Here is an 18,163-nt window from a genome sequence, read left to right on the forward strand (position 1 = left end):
CTGCGCCGCAGTCTTGGCAAGTACCGTGATGGCGTCGCCATAGCTGATCGTTTGCGCTCGCCCAGAGCCGGCGAGCGCAAAGGAGGCCATCAGGATCAGACCGCTGAAATCATCGTGTAAACCATGCTCAGCGTCCTTGTTGCAGATTATCTCAATAGCACGGGGGATAAGGATAGTAGCCGCAGTACGGCCGATATGCATATGGAGCCGCGGCGGCAGCCCCGATTGCGGCACCGGCTACAACTCCCGCTGCAACGGCTCCGCCGCCATACCAGGCCCCGTGGTAGACCGGAGCATGCCAGTATGCACCGCCATGATATCCCCCGACATGGGCGAAGGTGGCGTTACCCACATGCGCATAGCCGCCCTGGAATCCGCCGCCGTGGAACCCACCGCCGCCGAAGCCGCCGCCGAAATGGTCGATGAAGAGCGCCGCAGGCCCGGTAGCGCCAGCCAGATCCCCTTCGAGGATCGCGACGTCGAATGTCAATGTCGTTCCTTCGAGCTTCGGAGCCTTCAACGTCACGACCGCGTCGCTGACATCGGATCCCACTCCGCCCAGGACGGAGACCGTCGCATTAGGCGGGTCGATGGCGAAGTTGTCCTTGCCTTCGTCCCACTGCATGATGAACTGCTCGGTGGTGACGTGGCCCGCGGCCCGCACCGGCCGATCGGCAAAGACGATTGAGTTTTTCGAAACGCCGGTCAGGACGAGCTTGCCGCCGTAGAGCGTGGCGCCCTGCGAATTGATGACGGCGAGGGACGGAATCGGTCCTGTCGGCGTTGTCTGGCCGATCGTCTTTTGCAGTGGCACGTGCGCGGTATCCTGTGCCATTGCGCCGGCAGTCGCCAAAGCCAGGCCGCCTGCGAGGGCTATCGTGGTCATGATGCGATTGACATTCATAGAATTGTCCTCCCGTTTAAGTTGACATATCCGAGCGGGCCGCAAGCCCTAGTTTCCTGGAAATATCTGTTTCCAGTCGTTCTTCATGTCCACGATCGTCCATTTGTTGATGGCCGCGGCATCGAGAGCCAGGTCGAGATGGCCGAACTCGCTCTTCCGGTCGTAGGCATATTCGCGCTCGGCGTCGGTGTGATGGACGATCAAGCCGAACCGCGGACCCTCGGCGAGCGTCGTCCACTGCAGCATTTGCAGATCACCGTCCGAGTTGCCGAATGCGGCAATAGGCCTGCGACCGATATGCTCCTGAATGCCGACCGGCTTGCCGGCCTTGTCGTCGATAAAGTTGACTTCAGGCAGCCGAAACAGCGTCGGCGCGCCGTCCTTCATCGCGAACTGCGTCTTGATCGAAGAGCCGACCACCTGTTCCGGCGGCACTCCGTAGACCTTTTCCGTCCAGGGGCGCATGAACTCGATGCCGCCGCCCGAGACGATGAAGGTTTTGAACCCGTTGGCCCGCAGATAGGCGAGAAGTTCGAGCATCGGCTGGTAGACCAACTCGGTATAAGGCTTCTTGAAGCGTGGATCGCGCGCGTTGGCGATCCAGTCGGTCACGATTGTCTGGAATTGCGTGACAGTCATGCCGGCGTGGGTCGCCATGATGAGTTCCACCAGGCCCTTTTCACCGGCTGCTGCGAGCGCCTTCATGTCGCCTTCGAGCACGGCCTGAAACGGCTGGGTGGTCGCCCATTCGGGATGACCTGGCGCCTCGGCTTTTACACGGTCGAGCGCGAAGGCGAGTTGCACATACATCGGATGTTCGACCCACAGCGTGCCGTCATTGTCGAACACCGCGATGCGTTCGGGCTCCGGCACGAAGTCGGGCGAGCCTTCCTTGCTTACCTTCTCGACGAACTCGACGATCGCAGCCTTCGGCGCGGTGTCGTTCCAGGAGGGCAACGGATCGGACTGGGCAATTGCAAAGGACGGCACCAGGAACGCCAACGCTCCGACCGTCGTCCCTATGACCCAGAGTGATTTCAATCGCTCAAACATATTTGTCATCCTGCCTATTTTTACCTGCACCTAATTGCTCGTCGGTGGGTTCCTGAGCTTTTCCATTGCCTGTTCGACCGAGAAGGAGCCGGGCTCCTGGCGCGGCGGAAACTCCTTGAAGCTCATCAGATGCTGACCGACGATCGCTTGTGCCGGGACCAGAACGAAGGCATGCTCGACGAACCACCGCACATAATCACCTGCCTCATGCTGGGCCCTTTCGAACGGGTCCGAGCGCAGGTTGAACAGTGATGGCAAACGCAGTTGCACCATCGGCTGCGCCCAGACATCGAAGCCATGCGCCTGCTGTTCCATGAAAACAGCTTTCCACTGCTGGTACCGAAGACCTGCAAGGTTGCCGTCATCGGTCCAGTAGAAGAACTCTTTGCGCTTGTCTGAACCTTTGCCGGCAAGAAGATCCCGCTGATCGTAGCCGTCGAGATGAACACGGAAATTCTTGCCGGCCGCGTCATAGCCCTGCAGAAGCTTGTTCTTGATGTCTGGCTCGCCGGCGGCAGCCACCAGCGTCGTCGCCCAATCCTCGGCCGAGAAGATGTCGTTGATTTCAACGCGGGGCGGTACCAGTCCTGGCCAGCGCACCATCGCCGGCACGCGATAGCCACCTTCCCAGTTGGTATTCTTCTCGCCGCGGAATGGCGTAGTGCCGCCATCGGGCCAGGAAAACGTCTCCGCGCCGTTGTCGGTGGTGTAGATTACGATTGTATTGTCGGCGATGCCGAGTTCATCTAGCTTGTTGAGTATCTCGCCGACCTGCCCGTCGTGCTCGACCATGCCGTCCGGATAGATGCCAAGTCCCGTCTTTCCCTGGGATTCCGGCTTGAGGCGGGTCCAGATATGCATGCGGCTCGGATTGAACCAGACGAAGAATGGCTTCTGGTCCCGATGCGCGCGGTCAATGAAGTCCTTCGAAGCGGTGAGAAATTCCTCGTCGATCGTCTCCATGCGCTTCTTGGTCAGCGGGCCGGTATCTTCGCATTTCTGTTTGCCCCACGGCCCGAAACGGGGGTCGTCGCCGGGAGTGTCGGTGGTGGTCGCCACGCATTTCATGACGCCGCGCGGGCCGAACTGGGCACGGAACGCAGGGTCCTTTGGATAGTCGGGGTTTTCGGGCTCGTCCTCTGCATTGAGGTGATAGAGGTTGCCGAAGAACTCATCGAAGCCGTGAACCGTGGGCAGAAACTCGTTGCGGTCGCCGAGATGATTCTTGCCGAATTGGCCGGTGACGTAACCTTGCGGCTTCAAAAGATCGGCAATCGTCGGGTCTTTCCCGGACAGACCCTCTTTCGCCGCCGGCAATCCTACCTTCAAGAGTCCTGTGCGCATCGGGCTCTGTCCGGTGATGAAAGCGGCGCGGCCTGCCGTACAGGATTGCTGACCATAGTAGTCGGTGAAAATCGCGCCTTCATTCGCCAGGCGATCGATGTTGGGCGTGCGGTAGCCCATCATGCCGCGGTTGTAAGCACTGACGTTCCAGTAACCGACATCATCGCCCATAATCACCAGAATATTGGGCTTGGACTGTTCCTGCGCCGGGGCCATCGTCGTCACGGATAGAAGGCCAACGGCTACGGTCATTGCTGCTGCAAAGCCGATTGCTGCCGTTTTTTTCATTGTCACGTCCTCCCTTGATGATGGCTTTGCCAGAGTTCGTGTCTGGATCGGGATTGAGCGGAGTGGACGCCCCAGCGAAGGGGCGTCCGACACTATGCGACTATTCGCCGGAGCGACTGGTCGTCTTCATTTGCTTAACCTGCTGCATGACCTGGTCTAGGTTGTAGCTGGCAGGATCCTGCATCGGCGGGAAGTCGATGTAGGACGAGAGTTCCTTCAGCCAGAGCGCCTGTCCGATCGGCAGCATGTTCCAGTCATAGACATAGGCGGTGGAGGGTGAGGTAATGGCGCCGCCCATGCCAGTCAGGGTCTTGACCTGCTCGCCGATCGAGGCCTCAAACGGATCGCGCTTGATGTTGACGACCTGCGTCCAGTGATAGGGAAGCACGCCGGCCAAAAAGCCCGTCGGCGCATCGGACACCATCGCAAAGTACATCTTCCAGTTCTTGTAACGAACCGCCGATGGGTCCTTACCGGAATAATAGAAGAAGGTGTCGCGCGCCGACTTTTCCGATTTTCCTTCGAGATAGTCGCGCTGATTCACACCGTCGAGCGTGGTCTTCGCTATGCCGGGATATTCACCCTTCTCGATCTGCGCCTTCAGCTCGTTGGCCTTGGGCCCGCCGGCGATGTCGACAAGCGTCGGCAGCCAGTCGAGCGAGGCGAAAATGTCGTTCTTCACCGTTCCGGGCTGGATGTGCCCGGGCCAGCGCACGACGAGCGGAGCGCGCATGCCGCCTTCCCAGGTGCTGAGCTTGCCGCCCTTGAAGGGGGTGACGCCGCCGTCCGGGAAGGTAATCGTCTCGGCGCCGTTGTCGGTGGTGAAGGCGATGATTGTGTTGTCGAGCTGGCCCATGTCTTCCAGCTTCTTCAGGACGACGCCGATGTTGTCGTCCATCTGCTTCATGCCGGCTTCATTGGCGCCCCAGTCCTTGCCGCCAGGCTCGCCGATCATGCCCTGGTACTTGTCAGGCAACACCGTCGTGATGTGCATGCGCGCCGGGTTGTACCAGACAAAGAACGGCTTATCGGTCTTTGCTGGGTCGTTGCGGTCGAGGAAGTCGACGACCTTGGCGGAGATTTCCTCGTCCACCGTCTTTGACCGTTCCAATGTCAGCGGCCCCTCATCCTTGCATGACTGGTTTGCCGCCGTGCCGTCCGAGGATGCACAGGCGATAACAGGACGTGGCGGCATCAGGCAGAGCGTAGTCTTAGGATCGACGGCGCCGGGCGGATCGGAAAGACCCGGAACGGGTGTGTTCATGCAGGGCGGAGCGACCGTCTGCTCGGTAGGCGTCTTGTTGATGTCGGGAAAGCTCACCCCTTGCATGGCATCGAGGTGATACAGATACCCCCAGAATTCCTGGAAGCCATGTGCAGTAGGCAGGGCGTCGGTGTGATCGCCGAGGTGGTTCTTGCCGAACTCGCCGGTGCTGTAGCCGAGATCGTGCAGGAACTTTGCGATCGCCGGGGTGCCAGGCTTGAGATATGAGGGGCTGCCCGGCAATTGGGGTGGGATCATGCCGGTGCGCAGGGGGTGCATGCCGGTGAAGAACGCATTGCGGCCGGCGGTGCAGCTCTGCTCGGCATAGTAGGTCATGAATTTCGCACCTTCCTGGCCGATGCGATCGATATTGGGCGTTTCGCCGACCATCAGGCCCTGATGATAGATGCTGGGCTGCATCCAGCCGATATCATCGCCCATGATGAACAGGATGTTGGGCTTTTTCGCATCCTGGGCCTGTGCCGGCGCATGCGCGCTCCATAGAACCGCCGCGGCAGCCAAGGTCCCAATGCTGTAGTTAAGGATCTTAAAACTCATGTTCAGCTCCTCCTGCTGGGATAAAATCTCGCCAACCGCTCGATTGGCACGATTTCCGGGCCTGTGCGCCCCTCCTTTAACTAGTCGGCACGCTCAAGCTGACGCCACGGTAGCCCTAAGGAAGCCTTGGTGATATTGTCCTTTGGGGAAGTTGTTCCGGCGCAGATGCGGCAATGCTGCCCGATCTACTTTCCCGGCTAAAAGCTTGGCTTGCGAGGGGTATCCATCATGCCGTTCGATGCGCCTGTTCGGTCGCGCCGACGCGCCCAGAACGCGGTCAGGTTCCTTGTTGCAATTTTGATTGCGATTTTTCTGGACGGCGGCTCTGCAGCAGCTGAGGTCGTCGGCCGGTCTCCGCGTGTGCTCCTCCTCCATCCGTATGACGAGCGACTGCCCGCAAGCTCGATTGCCGGGGAGAACGCCAGAAATCGGCTTATCGAGGCGACATCCGGCAATGTCGATCTCTTCTCGGAGTTCCTGGACCTCTCGAGGTTTCCCGAGGAAGCCCATATCGACCGCATGGCACGGTACATGGCCGAGAAATACGTCGATCATCGCCCGGACGTCGTGATCGCGCTCGGCGAATCGGCAACCCGTTTCATCGTCAATAACCGTGAGGCCATCGCGCCCGACGCAAAGATCGTGTTCTGCGGCTTCGGGCGTGACAGTGCTTCGAAACTCAACTTGCCGGCAGATGTCGTCGGGGCTTTCAGCGAATTCGATATTGCCAAGACGCTCGAATTGGCCCACGCCCTCCAGCCCGACGCAAAACATCTTTTCATCATTGGCGGTTCGGCAGCTTTCGATCGCACTTGGCTTGACAGCGCCAGAACCGACCTCGCGGTCGCCTCAAAAGATTACGCAACCACCTACCTGGAAGGTCTTGCGATCGATGAATTCGTGGAGCGTGCCGCCCGCTTCCCACCGGACAGCATTGTCCTGTTCCTCACCATTCTTGCCGATAGTACAGGCCGCAACTTCCTGCCTAAAGACGCTTTAGCCATAGTGGCGGCGAAGGCCAGTGCGCCGATTTATGGACCCTATGACACCTACGTTGGTCAAGGTGTCGTAGGCGGAAACTCGGTAACCTTCGAGTCCTTGGGAAACGCGGTCGCCGGCTTGGCTTTGGATGCACTCGCGGGAAAGCCGATCACAGACATCGAAGTGCCGCAAACGTTCTTTGCCGACGCAAGGCAGCTAAAGCGATGGGGCCTGTCGGAAAGCTCGCTTCCGGCCGAAACCGCGTTGAGTTTCAGAGAACCTACGCTTTGGGAGCAGCATGGCGACTTGGTCGTGGGAGTCATTGCCGTGGTCGCATTGCAGGGCTTGATCATCACAGGGCTGCTCATCGAACGGCGTCGGCGTTTCGCCGCCGAAGGCGAATCCAGGCTGCGTCTCCTTGAGCTGGTCCACATGAATCAGTCCGCAACCGCAGGCGCATTGTCGGCATCGATAGCCCACGAACTGAACCAGCCCCTAGGCGCGATTCGCAGCAATGCCGAGGCGGCAGAGGCCATACTGAGGGGAACGGCGCCGGATCTGAATATCATCCAGCAGATTTTGACTGACATCAGGGAGGACGATGAGCGCGCCGGGAATATCATTCTCCGCCTTCGTGGCCTGCTCAAGAAAAGAAGCGAGATCGACTGGCAGGAGTTCGACCTCAATGAGATCGTCGACAGCGCCCTCAATATCTTGCACGCAGAAGCTGCGAAGAAACAAGTGGCCGTCAGCGCCGAGCAATCCGGGCGCAGACTGCCGGTGCGGGCGGACAAGGTTCATCTCCAGCAAGTGATCCTGAACCTTGCGACAAACGCGATCGACGCGATGGTCGAGGCCGCCACGGCCGACCGGAAGCTGGTTCTGCACACGACGCTGCATGGTGATACCAAGGTCGAGATGTCGATTTCGGATACCGGACGTGGCATTCCGAAGGATAGACTCAACAGCATCTTCGACGCTTTCTACACGACAAAGCCAACCGGAACCGGGCTGGGGCTCTCCATCGCTCGCGCGATCGTGGAAACTTACGGTGGAAAGATCTGGGCGGACAATCGCGTCGGCGGCGGCGCGGTGTTCCGCTTCGTCCTGCCGCTCGCGGAGGCCACTTGAACGCCTATGGAGCTATTCATTCACATTATCGATGACGACGCATCGTTTCGAACGGCGCTCGGACGTCTCGTCGAAACCTATGGTTTTCGGGTTAGCGGCTACCAGTCGGGCGAGGATTTCCTGGCGCAGCTGCCGGAATCGGAAGCCGGCTGCATCCTTCTTGATCTGCGCATGCCCGGGCTCAGCGGTCCGGAACTGCAGGACAGGCTTGCACAAGCCGTCCCGCTGCTTCCCCTCGTCTTCTTGACGGGCCAAGGCACGATCGCCGCGAGTGTTCAGGCAATGAAGGCGGGCGCCGATGATTTTCTCGAGAAGCCGATCTCCTCGAAAACCTTACGAGACGTGATTGATCGCGCGCTCGCCCATAATGAGACGAAGCGGGCTGGACGCGATCAATTGCAGGCTCTCCAGGCCAAACTGTCAAACCTCACGCCACGGGAGATGCAGGTTTTCGATCTGGTCGTTCGCGGCAGGCGTAACAAGCAGGTCGCGTACGACCTGAACACCTCCGAGCGCACGATCAAGGCGCACCGCCACAACATCATGGAAAAGCTGGGCGTCGCTTCGATCGCGGAGATGGTGTCGATCGCAGAGCGGCTCGGACGCGTCCAATGGATACGTCCGGAGACTAGAGCTGCATTCTTCCCCAAAGGCCAATAGCGAACAACTGTACCAGGGTTCACGATCAGGAAGTTCTGACCTCGCACGGTCACCAGATCTCTGAGGAACCGAATTTGGAAAGCCCGCCACGCACAGTGGCTGTCGTGGAAGACGATCCGAGCATGCGGAGAAGCATCGAACGGTTGCTTAACGCGCACGGTCACCAAACGCATGGATACGCGTCGGCAGAGACGTTTCTTGAATCCGATTTCGTCGGCACGATCGGTTGCCTGGTCCTCGACATTCATCTTGGCAACATGTCCGGAATCCAGTTGCGGCGTTGGCTTCGCGATTTCGGCTCCAGTCTGCCGGTTATCTTCATCACCGCAGTTGACGACGACGCGCTTGAAGCGGAGGCGCGTGACGCGGGCTGCGTGGCCTATCTTCACAAGCCTTTCGCCGCCAGGTTCTTGCTGTTAGCTATCGATGACGCCTTGTCGGGATTGTCTGCCAAATAACTGATGTCACTTTGGGAGGTGCTGATATGAAAGCAATTCAAACTGTTCAGGCGGGCATCGTGCTGACCGCCACATTTGGCTTTTGCGGTTCGGCCGCAGCCCAGGACGACAGCCAAGACCTTGCCAAGAAGCTTTCGAATCCGATCGCGTCGCTGATCAGTGTACCCTTGCAGTTCAACTACGACGAAGGGTTCGGGCCGAACGACGGGCAGAAGGCCGTACTCAACATCCAGCCGGTCGTTCCGATCTCGCTGAACGACGACTGGAACATGATCTCCCGCACCATCCTGCCGGTGATCTGGCAGAACGACATCGCCGGCCCCTCGGGCGAGCAGTCCGGTCTCGGCGACATCACCCAAAGCCTGTTCTTCTCGCCGAGGAACCCGGGACCGTCGGGCATCGTCTGGGGCGTCGGTCCGGCGTTTCTCGTCCCAACCGCCACCGACGATCTGCTCGGCGGCGGCAAATGGGGCGCCGGTCCCACCGCCGTGGTGCTGAAACAGATGGGCGGGTGGACGGTCGGCGCGCTGACCAACCACATCTGGTCCTTCGCCGGCGACAGCGACCGGGCGGACATCAGCTCCACCTTCCTGCAACCTTTCGTTTCCTACACCACGGCCGACGCCTGGACCTTCGGCGTCAACACAGAAAGCACCTACAATTGGGAAACGGAAGAGTGGTCGGTTCCGATCAATTTCACGGTGGCAAAGCTCGTCAAGTTTGACAAGCAACCGGTCAGCTTCACCGTCGGTGTCCGCTATTGGGCCGAAAGCCCCGACAGCGGCCCCGACGGGTTTGGATTCCGCGGCGTGGTGACGTTCCTATTTCCAAAATAGCCGCCCGGCACAAGGCCTGCCGGGACGACGACAAACAGGGAGGATAGAAGCATGATGGGCAATGACATGTTGAAGGCGGGCGTTGCGGCGCTGGCGCTGCTGCTTGCCGGGTTTGGTTCGGCGCACCCTGTCCTTGCACAAGAACAGGTCGCGGCGGCTGACGCTTCGGGTGATGCCACGACTTCGCCGGAGCCGCTGAGCGCCGACGAGATGGAGGTCTTGGTTGCGCGGATTGCGCTCTACCCGGACGAGCTGATCGCGGTGATCACGGCTGCTGCACTCTATCCGCTGCAAATCGTCGAGGCGGCGCGCTTCCTCGACCGATACGAGAAGGACAAGAGTTTGAAGCCGAAGGAGAGCTGGGACGGCTCCGTGGTGTCGCTGCTCAACTATCCGGACATCGTCAAGATGATGAGCGACGACCTCGAATGGACGCAGACGCTCGGCGATGCCATCGCCTACCAGCAGAAGGACGTGCTGGTTGCCATCCAGCAGCTGCGCGACGAGGCGGTTGCCAAGGGCGTCATCAAGACCGACGACAAGATCCAGGTGGTCAAGGAGAACGACAATTTCGTCATCAAGTCGGCGAGCCCCGAGGTGATCTACGTCCCGCAATATCCCCCGCAGATGTTTTATGAGCCGGATTACGTGTGGGAACCGATCCGCTATTATCCCGATCCTTACCCCTATTATTGGTATCCGGGAGCGACCTTTTTCGCCGGGGCGGTGACCGGCGCCATCTGGGCCGCCGCCGTCGACTGGGACGACTGGGGCGTGTGGGGCGGCCGCTGGAACGGCAACGACATCGACATCGACTGCAACAACTGCTTCAACAACCGCGACTTCAACGGCAATATCAACATCAACGACGTCGACTGGAAGAATGTCGATCGCAGCAAGATCAAGATCGACCGCGATCAGTTGAACAAGTTCGACCAGAACAACATCAAGAACAGGATCGAGAAGAATGGCGACAACGCCATCCGCGACCGCGCCCGCGACATCAAGAAGAACGACAGCCTCGCCAACAGGGCGCCGGGCAAGACGGCCGCAACGAGAGACATCCGCAAGAGCACGCTCGACGGGCTGAAGGGCCAGGGCGGTCAGGCGGCAAACAGGCCGGGCAACAGGCCGAACGTCAAACGCCCAGAAGCCAAGCCCGCCGTCGCCGACCGCCCGACCCTCAACCGCCGGGCGGCCAAGCCGGCCAAGGTCAATCGTCCCGCCAGCAAGCCCAAGCCCGCACACAGGGTCGACAATCGCCCGAAGAAGCCCTCCGGGCTCGGCGACGTCAATCGCGGCAAGGCCACCAAGGTCAGCTCCAACCGCGGCCACCAGTCGATGGGCGGTGGCAGTCGCGGTGGCGGCGCCCACAAGCAGATCAGGCGACCCAGCGGCGGCGGCGGTCACGGCGGCGGGCGGCGGCGTTGAGGCAACAGGAGGACAGGATCATGACCAAGATGTTCAGCACCACCCGTTTCACGGGTCTTCATCACAGCTGCGCGGTCGCCATTGCTCTTGGCCTCGCTCTGTCGCTGTCGTCAGTCGCTTCCGCGCAGGATGCGGCGGCCCCGGATGTGCCCAGACCGGAGATCGCTTCGCTAGCGGCTGCCGACGAGCCGCCTGCCTTCGACACGCCGGAGGCGGCGCTCGACGCCTTCAAGCAGGCGCTTCAGGCTGAAGGCTCGGACGCGGTGGGAGCACTGCTCGGCCTCGACGCCGCAAAACTCAAGGCCGACGAGAACACCGACGACACGCTTGCGGCGATCAAGGAAGGGGCCACAAAGCAGCTCGTGCTCGATGGCGAGGGCGACCGCCGCACGCTGCAGATCGGCGACAAGCTGTGGCCGCTGCCGTTCCCGATCGTCAAGGGCGAGGGTGGCAAATGGGCCTTCGACACCTATGACGGGCTTGAGGAGATCGTGAACCGCCGCGTCGGTGAGAACGAGCTCACCGCGATCGAGACGATGCGCGCCTATGTCGATGCGCAGGAGGACTATGCATCGCAGGACCGCGACGAGGATGGCGTGGAGGAGTTCGCGCAGAAACTGATAAGCTCGGAAGGCGCGACCGATGGGCTCTACTGGCCAACCGACGACATCAACGGGGAGAGCCCGGCTGGCGCCAATATCGATCAAGCCGAACTTCAGGACGCGGCCAAGGGCGAAGGCTATTTCGGCTATAAGTACAAGATCCTGACCGGCCAGGGCGACCATATCGCCGGCGGCGCCTATGACTACGTCATAAACGGCAACATGATCGCCGGCTTCGGCCTCATCGCCTGGCCCGCCAAATATGGCGAGACAGGCGTAAAAACCTTCGCCGTCAACCAGCACGGCGTCGTATACGAGACCGACCTCGGGCCAACCATCGAGCAGATCGTCAAATACATCGACCGCTTCAACCCGGACGACACCTGGCACGTCGTGGCCGACTGAGAGAAAAGCGTCCTAGTAGTCAATCGGAAAAACCGGAAAAACCTGCGCTTGGCAGAAGACGTTGCTTGAGCAGCAAAATACGCACGAACTCGATACCCATCTGGAGCAGTCTTTCCAAGCTTTGGGGTGCGGTATATGCGCCCGCCGTTCACCGCGCGTGTCAAAGGAGACTGAGCAGCGCGGCACGATGGCCGACCTTCATCGTTTGTGGAGGTTAGAGACGGAGTTGGGGAACAGAAAGGCAACAACTCACAAAGCGCAAAGAAATAAACACTTAACTGTATATCTGGCGGGAGAGGACCTGAAATCCAACCTTCTCCACGGATCTGCGATTACCTTCGCAGTTGGGTGTTCGGCTGATGCTGTTCAGTCGCCGGACCTGGCTCGACCGGCGGAGCCGGGCATGCAATCTTGCCCCTTGCATTCCACGACAGGTTTATCGCCTAGTGGAAGCCAGTTTTGGCGCTCGCAATGAACTGCCGGCTCCGTTGCTCGCGTCAATGTCGCGTAGATAGCGCAAACTTGAGGGAGCTACCAGAACCCCTAGGTACGTTCGCCGAACTCTGCCCCGTTTCCAGGCGTCGGACGACGATCGTCGGGTGGAACCTGGTTGGCCTCCGCCTCGGTACGGCCAAACTCACGGCCGATTTGAAATGCCGCGTACAGCGCGCCAAGACCGATTAAGAATCGAAGCATTTGGGATCTCCTTCGGCGCTAGAACTACACGGCCGGCAGTTAGTTCCACAGGGACGGGAACCACAAACGTTCAACATTCGTTGCCACTGACCGTGGGCCAAGGAGGACGCAACAGATGGTGGTCAAGAGGACGAGCGACACGAGCCGAGTTAAGAAGGGTGCAGAACTTGAAGTGGAACACCTGGCGGAGGTGACAGACGTGACGCCCAAACAGGCGCGGGCATTGCTTTGCAAGCACGGCGCAGACTGGCAGCGGCTGAAGGACGAAGCTGAAGACTTGAAGAAAGACGAATAGTCGGGTGGTCGATCTCCGGCCGGCGCGATTCAAGCGTAGCCTCGCCTGACTGGGGACCTACTTGCGCACAAGCCGGTCCAGCGCATTCCGAATGGACACGCTCGTGGTCGGTCAACTCGCTCACGAGTGTGGCTGACGAACAGGATAGAGCGCCAAACAACCCTGAAATCTTCGTTTGACGCTTGGTCAAAGAAACCGGCATTACCGAAGAACAGGCCCGAGAGCCTATCTTCTTCCTCGGGCTTCAGTGGGCATCGATGCTCCGGGAGCAAGGTCCCTAGCCGTCAAGCTGTAGGCGGCTTTGTCAGATATAGCCGCCTGGTGAACTAAGGCGTCTCGCCCGCCGCGCCGAAGGTGCGGCGGGCTTTTTTGTTGTCCGAGATGTCATGAATCGTATTATTTGCGCAGAATGTTTTAGCCGGAGGGGGTGGTATGCCGGCGTTTATACCGATTACGATCTACCTGAATCACAGATCAATGCTGGTTGCGTCGATACCTGATGCTGAGACGGCGCTTCAGGAACCATGGCCATTCATGAAAAAGCCATCCCGACTTGAAACAATCCGAATGATCGAGGAATGCCTGGGGTTCCTGGAAGCTTTTCGAACTTTTTGTCCCGCACTTCCGGCCGAATTGCGAGCGCTTTTGAAAGAGATCAGAATATCTGAACATGCTATAGGACAAGCTTGATTGACGCATTAGGGTCTGTAGATCCCCTCAGCGGTTCACGACAGAGAGGTCCACTTGGGTGTCGCGTTTGCCAGCTCTCGGGGGTTCGAGTCGGAAGAGGGATACCGCCAATACAGTGCTGTGACCGAGTTCGTTTGCTGACGGGGCTTCTTAGTCAGCGCAAATAGGTCCGACTCCAGAATGATGCGCCTGGCCGGTGACAAATGAATCTCTGCTGGACCGCCGATGATATGGGGAGGCGCTCGCAAATCGCGCCCTACGCGCGGGTTGATCGGTTGATCAACATCAAAGCTTGAATATGAGAAATGCGCTAACTGTGACGGCGGTGGTCACCGTGGCTCGAGTGTCAGCAGATGTGGTAAGGTTGAGTGTCGGCGAGTAGCAGAGGTCCAGCAACAATGACTTTGAGGCGAACCAGAGCTTACGGCGCATCCGGCTTGGTTCTAGCGGTGTGCAGTGTGTTTGCTTGGCAGAACGCCACTGCTGCTGACAATTGCCACGCAGCCGCGGCGCCTGGCGTCAATTGGCACGAGTGTGACAAGAAGCTTCTCATCCTAGAAGGACAGGACCTGAGCGGGGCGAACCTGTTCGGTGTTGATTTCACTTCGACCGACCTCAGGAACAGCAATCTCCTTGCGGCAAATCTTGAGAAGGCAACGCTTGTGCGTGCTTCCCTGGCCGACTCGACCGCCAAAGGCGCCCGGTTCGACAGAATCGAGGCCTACAGGACCGACTTCAGCCGTATGGACGCGCAGGGCGCTGTGTTTGCGAGCGCGGAAATGCAGCGCTCGAATTTCCAGGACGCCAATCTGACCAATGTTGATTTCACAAAGGCAGAATTGGGGCGTGCGCAGTTCCATGACGCCGATATCAGCGGCAGCCGCTTCTCGTTTGCCAATCTCGCACGGGCGGACTTCCGAGGAGCGACGTTCACCGCGCCGATAGACTTTGACCGCGCCTTTTTCTTTCTGACCCGTATCGAGGGCGTCGACCTTTCCAATTCGGCGGGTCTGTCCCAGTGGCAGCTCAACATGGCTTGCGGAGACGCCCGGACCGAGTTGCCTTCTGGCTTGACGAGGCCTGAAGATTGGCCCTGTCAATTCCAGCAGGAATAGTTGTCGGCAAGCGAACTGCGGCAATGCTGCACCCGACAGGATTCGAACCTGTAACTTCTGCCTTCGGAGGGCGCAGATCCTCCGCCAAAGTGGCACGTTTCTGCGGTATTGCTATTGGCGAAATCGCGGCCGAAGGGTGTTTGTGCCCTTTCCGTTCACCGCTACCGGTTCAATCGAACCGGTAGCTCCTGTCCGAATAAATGGCAGCAACTCTTTATCGTCGAGAATGACTACCATCGTCGTGATTATCAATTCAGAAGCGCTATCGCGCCAGCAAGCTGGACTGCGACGCCTGTGCCCTGAAGCTGGCGCCAGATGCCATTGCGGGCTTCCTTGCTGAATATTATGCTGAGCATAACCGGCAGCAATGCCGTGCTAGCGACGCGTGCGGGCTATTGCGCCGAGAAGACGATCAGCCGCGAAGTAACCGCCTAACGTCGAGCTTGGCATCTTCACCAGCGCCTTTGACTGGAAGAGGCCAGGAGGCGGCAAATTCGTCACGATCCGTACCCTTCGCGCCTCTCTTCCGACCGCATTGCCCACGTGGATCATTCTCCCTGAAACTGCGGAGCTAAGTCTGGACAACAGTGGTCCCGACTTGGATGGCGTAAGTCTGGACAACAGTGGTCCCGAACTCCTGGACAACAGTGGTCCCGCTACCATTGACCATAAGAAGGGTGGCGCACATGCAGCTTGATTTGTTCGCATCGAAAAAGACGCCGGCGATCGTCTATGCATTCCCGTTGCATCGCCGCGCCGACATGGTTCGCAAGATCGCGGCCGCGCTGAACGCTCGATCTTACCAGGCCGGGCAGGTATTGGTCGCTGCAAGTTGGCCAAGAGCGATCAAAACTGGCACGCCGCGGTTTAAGTCCGAAGGACATCGACGCTGAAATCGGCCGCTATGCCACGGCGATCAGCCGCCTTCTTCATCTTCAAAAGCAATATAGCTCAACGCCGGACAGTGCAGCATGAGCAAACACAGCCGCGAAGCGGATGGGCCGGGGTTCGGGGGATCATCCCCCGATGGGGGTGCGGGGGCGAAGCCCCTGCTATGTCCAAGCACTTCCTCCGCGCGCGCGGTGGCCTACCGATCGGCTGCTGTCTGGATCGATCAATCGCTGGCGCATGTCGCTGAAGCTGTCGAGCGCATGCCCGATGACAGGTTCCTTGCCGAACACCACCCGCACACGATGAGCCGCGCTCGCCGTCTGTCTACATGGTTGCCGCCGTGCTCGAGCGCGAGTGGTGGCGCCGGTGACCTGAAGGTCGCGACACATGAAACGCCGGCCCAGTTCAACCCGCGCGACGTCCTTCAAAGCTGGGGGGATCGATCTTCACCAAGCGGTCTGCGGCCTCGACCGCAGTTCGTATCCTGCTGCGCAGCGCGAGATTCTCGGCCAGCATTTCTTCAGTGCGTTGAAGCGCGAGCTCGGTCCGGTGGATGCGCTGCCTGGCATTGGCAACTTCGGATGTCAAAATATCGGCCGCTATCCCGTGGCCCTGGGGTTCCATAGTGTCCATGGATTTCTAACACATGGGGGCCGATATCGTTCCCTGATGTCGGGCGAAACGGGGTGTCGCAGTTCCTCTCTCAGTGATGAGCGCTGCCAATATGGCCAGGCCGTCATTGCATCCGCGACAAAGGCGCGATGGGCCGAATGACCAATGCGCTCCCCGCCAAAACAGCGCCAGAAACAGGAGAACGCCTTCGGCCGCTATACATCCCGCGGGCAGAGGCGATCACAATCCAGCGCGCTATTGATCTGTTCAGGCACGATTACAACGTCAGCGAAGACACGCTCCGGCGGCTGGTAATCAAGCACCGTCTCCACAACCAGACGATGCCCGGCGCGCCTTGGCGGATAAGCGCTCCAGGGCTGGCAATGGCGCTCGATGGTGACCATGAAGCACTTGCCAGGCTGAGGCAGGACGATCGCGAGCATGAAGACGTGGTTCGATACTTTCGGCGGCTTGGCACTCCCCTTGAGCGGGCGTGATCACCTGCCAAAGAAGCCGCGTGCCGCCGCTCCAATGGCCTGTCCCACGACCTCGCTCAAAGCGGCCTTTACAGCCTCCCTGCCGACGTTCTTCCCCGACCAGATCATGCCGAGTGCGCTGAACAGGAACATCGCCATCAGGGCGATCGTAAGCCCGTTGTCCCGAAATATGGTTCTCATGATCTTGTCTCCCACGGAGCCTTCGGCTAGCGCCAGTTCTCCAGAACCTCTTCAATCCTCACCGCCTCGACTTGCTCGCTGAAGCGAGAGCGGTAGAGCTCCAACAGTGCGTCATGCGTCTGGTCGACCGAACTGCAGATGGCATCGGTCGCAAGGACGACACGAAAACCACGGTCGATGGCGCCGAGGACGGTGGCAAGCACGCAGACATCGGTTTCGCCGCCAGTGATGACCAGCGTGTCGATCCCTGACCCATTGAGCATCGCGTCGAGCCGGCCTTCAGTCCACGGCGAATAGACATGCTTGTCGAGCGTTCTTGCCGGCGGCACGAACCGCGCCAGAGAAGGCATCAGATCGACGAGGCCGGGATCGATGTTGGCAAGGGTGACCTCGGCCCAACGTCGATAATACCGCGCCCACATGCCCGGTCCTTCGCCAGGCCGAGCGGCCGGAACAAAACGTGTGAACAGCGTTTGCTGCGGATGTCTTGCGGTCAATTCCTCGATGACCGGCAGCACGTTTTGCGCCCACGGCACGGCCCAAGGCCCGCCGGGCGCGAACAGGCGCTGCATGTCAACGCAAAGATGTAGGGAATTCTCACCAAGCGGACCGTGTACCAGGCCTAGGGCGGCCATGATCAGCCGCGGCCGCGGTCGGGTGACGCATAGTCTCTATCTGAGCGCGGGCATAGCCCGGGAGGTCCCGCCGTAGCCTCGCATCTCTGCCAATCCGCCTTTAGCCTTTGCCGGTTCATGGTCTTGTCAGGCGGGCTGCTTCCGCCTCCTGCACGTCGATGGCGTACAGCAGTTCGCCGTTCTCGTCGCGCAGGCGCACGAGCCAACCTGAAAGATCGTCCGTGCCCGGCTGAAGGTCGACCAGAAGATCGATAGCGCATCGAACTGCTTCCTCCCGCGCAGCCTCTAAACTTGGCATCCTGGACGGAGGAACCTGACGGCCGCGTCCGCCGTCGCGATACTCGAAGATGTAGAGCCCGCCGTTTTCATCTTTCGTCGCTGTGACGGCGACCTCGTCAAATTGCCAATTGCTTCGGGCATCGTAGTCGTTCACAGCCAAATCGAGTGTCGCGGTCTGGACCAAGGCCGCCTTCGCTCGGCTGATAGCGGCCTCGTTGTTTCCGCCGTAAACGCGTGCCATGTCGACGGTAACGCAGTCACCGCCTTCGCCGCAGAAGATCACGCGCAGGATGGGCTGTCCGGTCGGGGCGGTTGCCTGGGTAACTTCGGTTCGAATGATCTGCATGAGAAACTCCGT

The 18,163-nt window shown here is 59.7% G+C and carries 19 protein-coding genes; 10 read left to right on the top strand and 9 right to left on the bottom strand.

Going from position 1 to position 18,163, the window contains the following annotated elements:
- Positions 1–151: 151 nt before the first annotated feature.
- The 4 genes from NMG70_RS20060 to NMG70_RS20075 all read right to left on the bottom strand — a co-directional run bounded on the left by NMG70_RS20060 (position 152) and on the right by NMG70_RS20075 (position 5,411).
- Positions 152–904, bottom strand: coding sequence for a hypothetical protein (locus NMG70_RS20060; RefSeq protein WP_254026139.1), 753 nt, complete (start codon positions 902–904; stop codon positions 152–154).
- A 48-nt stretch (positions 905–952) separates the two neighbouring features.
- Positions 953–1,957 carry an HAD family hydrolase gene (locus NMG70_RS20065; RefSeq protein ID WP_254026140.1) on the bottom strand — a complete coding sequence of 335 codons (1,005 nt, stop codon included), beginning with the start codon at positions 1,955–1,957 and terminating at the stop codon, positions 953–955.
- A gap of 30 nt (positions 1,958–1,987) precedes the next feature.
- Complete coding sequence (locus NMG70_RS20070) at positions 1,988–3,589, bottom strand: arylsulfatase (RefSeq protein ID WP_367185562.1); 1,602 nt, start codon at positions 3,587–3,589, stop codon at positions 1,988–1,990.
- Positions 3,590–3,689: 100 nt separating this feature from the next.
- Entirely contained in the window at positions 3,690–5,411 is a 1,722-nt protein-coding gene (locus NMG70_RS20075) for an arylsulfatase (protein WP_301555166.1), read from the bottom strand.
- Between the two features lie 228 nt (positions 5,412–5,639).
- Here NMG70_RS20075 and NMG70_RS20080 point away from each other — a divergent pair, with 228 nt between their 5' ends.
- The 10 genes from NMG70_RS20080 to NMG70_RS33000 all read left to right on the top strand — a co-directional run bounded on the left by NMG70_RS20080 (position 5,640) and on the right by NMG70_RS33000 (position 15,686).
- Positions 5,640–7,523 carry a sensor histidine kinase gene (locus NMG70_RS20080; protein ID WP_254026141.1) on the top strand — a complete coding sequence of 628 codons (1,884 nt, stop codon included), beginning with the start codon at positions 5,640–5,642 and terminating at the stop codon, positions 7,521–7,523.
- 6 nt (positions 7,524–7,529) lie between these two features.
- Positions 7,530–8,183 carry a response regulator transcription factor gene (locus tag NMG70_RS20085; protein WP_254026142.1) on the top strand — a complete coding sequence of 218 codons (654 nt, stop codon included), beginning with the start codon at positions 7,530–7,532 and terminating at the stop codon, positions 8,181–8,183.
- Between the two features lie 122 nt (positions 8,184–8,305).
- The gene (locus tag NMG70_RS20090; protein WP_254026250.1) at positions 8,306–8,641 is read left to right on the top strand and encodes a response regulator transcription factor; all 336 of its coding nucleotides are present in this window, start codon (positions 8,306–8,308) and stop codon (positions 8,639–8,641) included.
- Positions 8,642–8,667: 26 nt separating this feature from the next.
- Positions 8,668–9,477 (top strand): transporter, encoded by an 810-nt coding sequence (locus NMG70_RS20095; RefSeq protein ID WP_254026143.1) that lies wholly within the window; start codon positions 8,668–8,670, stop codon positions 9,475–9,477.
- A 66-nt stretch (positions 9,478–9,543) separates the two neighbouring features.
- On the top strand, positions 9,544–10,908 hold the full coding sequence (locus NMG70_RS20100) for a DUF3300 domain-containing protein (RefSeq protein ID WP_436798428.1): 1,365 nt from the start codon (positions 9,544–9,546) through the stop codon (positions 10,906–10,908).
- 29 nt (positions 10,909–10,937) lie between these two features.
- Positions 10,938–11,915, top strand: a complete 978-nt coding sequence (locus NMG70_RS20105) for a DUF2950 domain-containing protein (protein ID WP_436798429.1) — start codon at positions 10,938–10,940, stop codon at positions 11,913–11,915.
- 811 nt (positions 11,916–12,726) lie between these two features.
- Positions 12,727–12,906, top strand: a complete 180-nt coding sequence (locus NMG70_RS20110; RefSeq protein WP_254026146.1) for a hypothetical protein — start codon at positions 12,727–12,729, stop codon at positions 12,904–12,906.
- A 1,088-nt stretch (positions 12,907–13,994) separates the two neighbouring features.
- On the top strand, positions 13,995–14,711 hold the full coding sequence (locus tag NMG70_RS20115) for a pentapeptide repeat-containing protein (protein ID WP_367185563.1): 717 nt from the start codon (positions 13,995–13,997) through the stop codon (positions 14,709–14,711).
- A 686-nt stretch (positions 14,712–15,397) separates the two neighbouring features.
- The gene (locus NMG70_RS20120; protein WP_254026148.1) at positions 15,398–15,604 is read left to right on the top strand and encodes a hypothetical protein; all 207 of its coding nucleotides are present in this window, start codon (positions 15,398–15,400) and stop codon (positions 15,602–15,604) included.
- Complete coding sequence (locus NMG70_RS33000; RefSeq protein WP_367185566.1) at positions 15,564–15,686, top strand: hypothetical protein; 123 nt, start codon at positions 15,564–15,566, stop codon at positions 15,684–15,686. Before NMG70_RS20120 ends, NMG70_RS33000 begins: the two co-directional genes overlap by 41 nt.
- A gap of 321 nt (positions 15,687–16,007) precedes the next feature.
- Here the strand turns inward: NMG70_RS33000 and NMG70_RS20125 are convergent, their stop codons facing one another.
- The 5 genes from NMG70_RS20125 to NMG70_RS20145 form a co-directional block, all read right to left on the bottom strand.
- Positions 16,008–16,226, bottom strand: a complete 219-nt coding sequence (locus NMG70_RS20125) for a hypothetical protein (RefSeq protein WP_254026149.1) — start codon at positions 16,224–16,226, stop codon at positions 16,008–16,010.
- 203 nt (positions 16,227–16,429) lie between these two features.
- Positions 16,430–16,657: a hypothetical protein gene (locus tag NMG70_RS20130; protein ID WP_254026150.1), complete on the bottom strand. Its 228-nt coding sequence runs from the start codon at positions 16,655–16,657 to the stop codon at positions 16,430–16,432.
- Between the two features lie 54 nt (positions 16,658–16,711).
- Positions 16,712–16,891 carry a hypothetical protein gene (locus tag NMG70_RS20135; protein WP_254026151.1) on the bottom strand — a complete coding sequence of 60 codons (180 nt, stop codon included), beginning with the start codon at positions 16,889–16,891 and terminating at the stop codon, positions 16,712–16,714.
- A 26-nt stretch (positions 16,892–16,917) separates the two neighbouring features.
- Entirely contained in the window at positions 16,918–17,526 is a 609-nt protein-coding gene (locus NMG70_RS20140; RefSeq protein WP_301555167.1) for a cysteine hydrolase family protein, read from the bottom strand.
- Between the two features lie 115 nt (positions 17,527–17,641).
- Positions 17,642–18,151: a DUF6894 family protein gene (locus NMG70_RS20145; protein ID WP_254026153.1), complete on the bottom strand. Its 510-nt coding sequence runs from the start codon at positions 18,149–18,151 to the stop codon at positions 17,642–17,644.
- Positions 18,152–18,163: the final 12 nt, after the last annotated feature.

The organism is Mesorhizobium ventifaucium (genome assembly GCF_935822925.1).
GTDB classification, from domain to species: domain Bacteria; phylum Pseudomonadota; class Alphaproteobacteria; order Rhizobiales; family Rhizobiaceae; genus Mesorhizobium; species Mesorhizobium ventifaucium.

Bases quoted from the DNA above. Each gene is read 5' to 3' on its own strand.
- NMG70_RS20060 (WP_254026139.1), bottom strand. From the start codon at position 904: ATGAATGTCAATCGCATCATGACCACGATAGCCCTCGCAGGCGGCCTG.
- NMG70_RS20065 (WP_254026140.1), bottom strand. From the start codon at position 1,957: ATGTTTGAGCGATTGAAATCACTCTGGGTCATAGGGACGACGGTCGGA.
- NMG70_RS20070 (WP_367185562.1), bottom strand. From the start codon at position 3,589: ATGAAAAAAACGGCAGCAATCGGCTTTGCAGCAGCAATGACCGTAGCC.
- NMG70_RS20075 (WP_301555166.1), bottom strand. From the start codon at position 5,411: ATGAGTTTTAAGATCCTTAACTACAGCATTGGGACCTTGGCTGCCGCG.
- NMG70_RS20080 (WP_254026141.1), top strand. From the start codon at position 5,640: ATGCCGTTCGATGCGCCTGTTCGGTCGCGCCGACGCGCCCAGAACGCG.
- NMG70_RS20085 (WP_254026142.1), top strand. From the start codon at position 7,530: ATGGAGCTATTCATTCACATTATCGATGACGACGCATCGTTTCGAACG.
- NMG70_RS20090 (WP_254026250.1), top strand. From the start codon at position 8,306: ATGCGGAGAAGCATCGAACGGTTGCTTAACGCGCACGGTCACCAAACG.
- NMG70_RS20095 (WP_254026143.1), top strand. From the start codon at position 8,668: ATGAAAGCAATTCAAACTGTTCAGGCGGGCATCGTGCTGACCGCCACA.
- NMG70_RS20100 (WP_436798428.1), top strand. From the start codon at position 9,544: ATGTTGAAGGCGGGCGTTGCGGCGCTGGCGCTGCTGCTTGCCGGGTTT.
- NMG70_RS20105 (WP_436798429.1), top strand. From the start codon at position 10,938: ATGTTCAGCACCACCCGTTTCACGGGTCTTCATCACAGCTGCGCGGTC.
- NMG70_RS20110 (WP_254026146.1), top strand. From the start codon at position 12,727: ATGGTGGTCAAGAGGACGAGCGACACGAGCCGAGTTAAGAAGGGTGCA.
- NMG70_RS20115 (WP_367185563.1), top strand. From the start codon at position 13,995: ATGACTTTGAGGCGAACCAGAGCTTACGGCGCATCCGGCTTGGTTCTA.
- NMG70_RS20120 (WP_254026148.1), top strand. From the start codon at position 15,398: ATGCAGCTTGATTTGTTCGCATCGAAAAAGACGCCGGCGATCGTCTAT.
- NMG70_RS20125 (WP_254026149.1), bottom strand. From the start codon at position 16,226: ATGGAACCCCAGGGCCACGGGATAGCGGCCGATATTTTGACATCCGAA.
- NMG70_RS20130 (WP_254026150.1), bottom strand. From the start codon at position 16,657: ATGCTCGCGATCGTCCTGCCTCAGCCTGGCAAGTGCTTCATGGTCACC.
- NMG70_RS20135 (WP_254026151.1), bottom strand. From the start codon at position 16,891: ATGAGAACCATATTTCGGGACAACGGGCTTACGATCGCCCTGATGGCG.
- NMG70_RS20140 (WP_301555167.1), bottom strand. From the start codon at position 17,526: ATGGCCGCCCTAGGCCTGGTACACGGTCCGCTTGGTGAGAATTCCCTA.
- NMG70_RS20145 (WP_254026153.1), bottom strand. From the start codon at position 18,151: ATGCAGATCATTCGAACCGAAGTTACCCAGGCAACCGCCCCGACCGGA.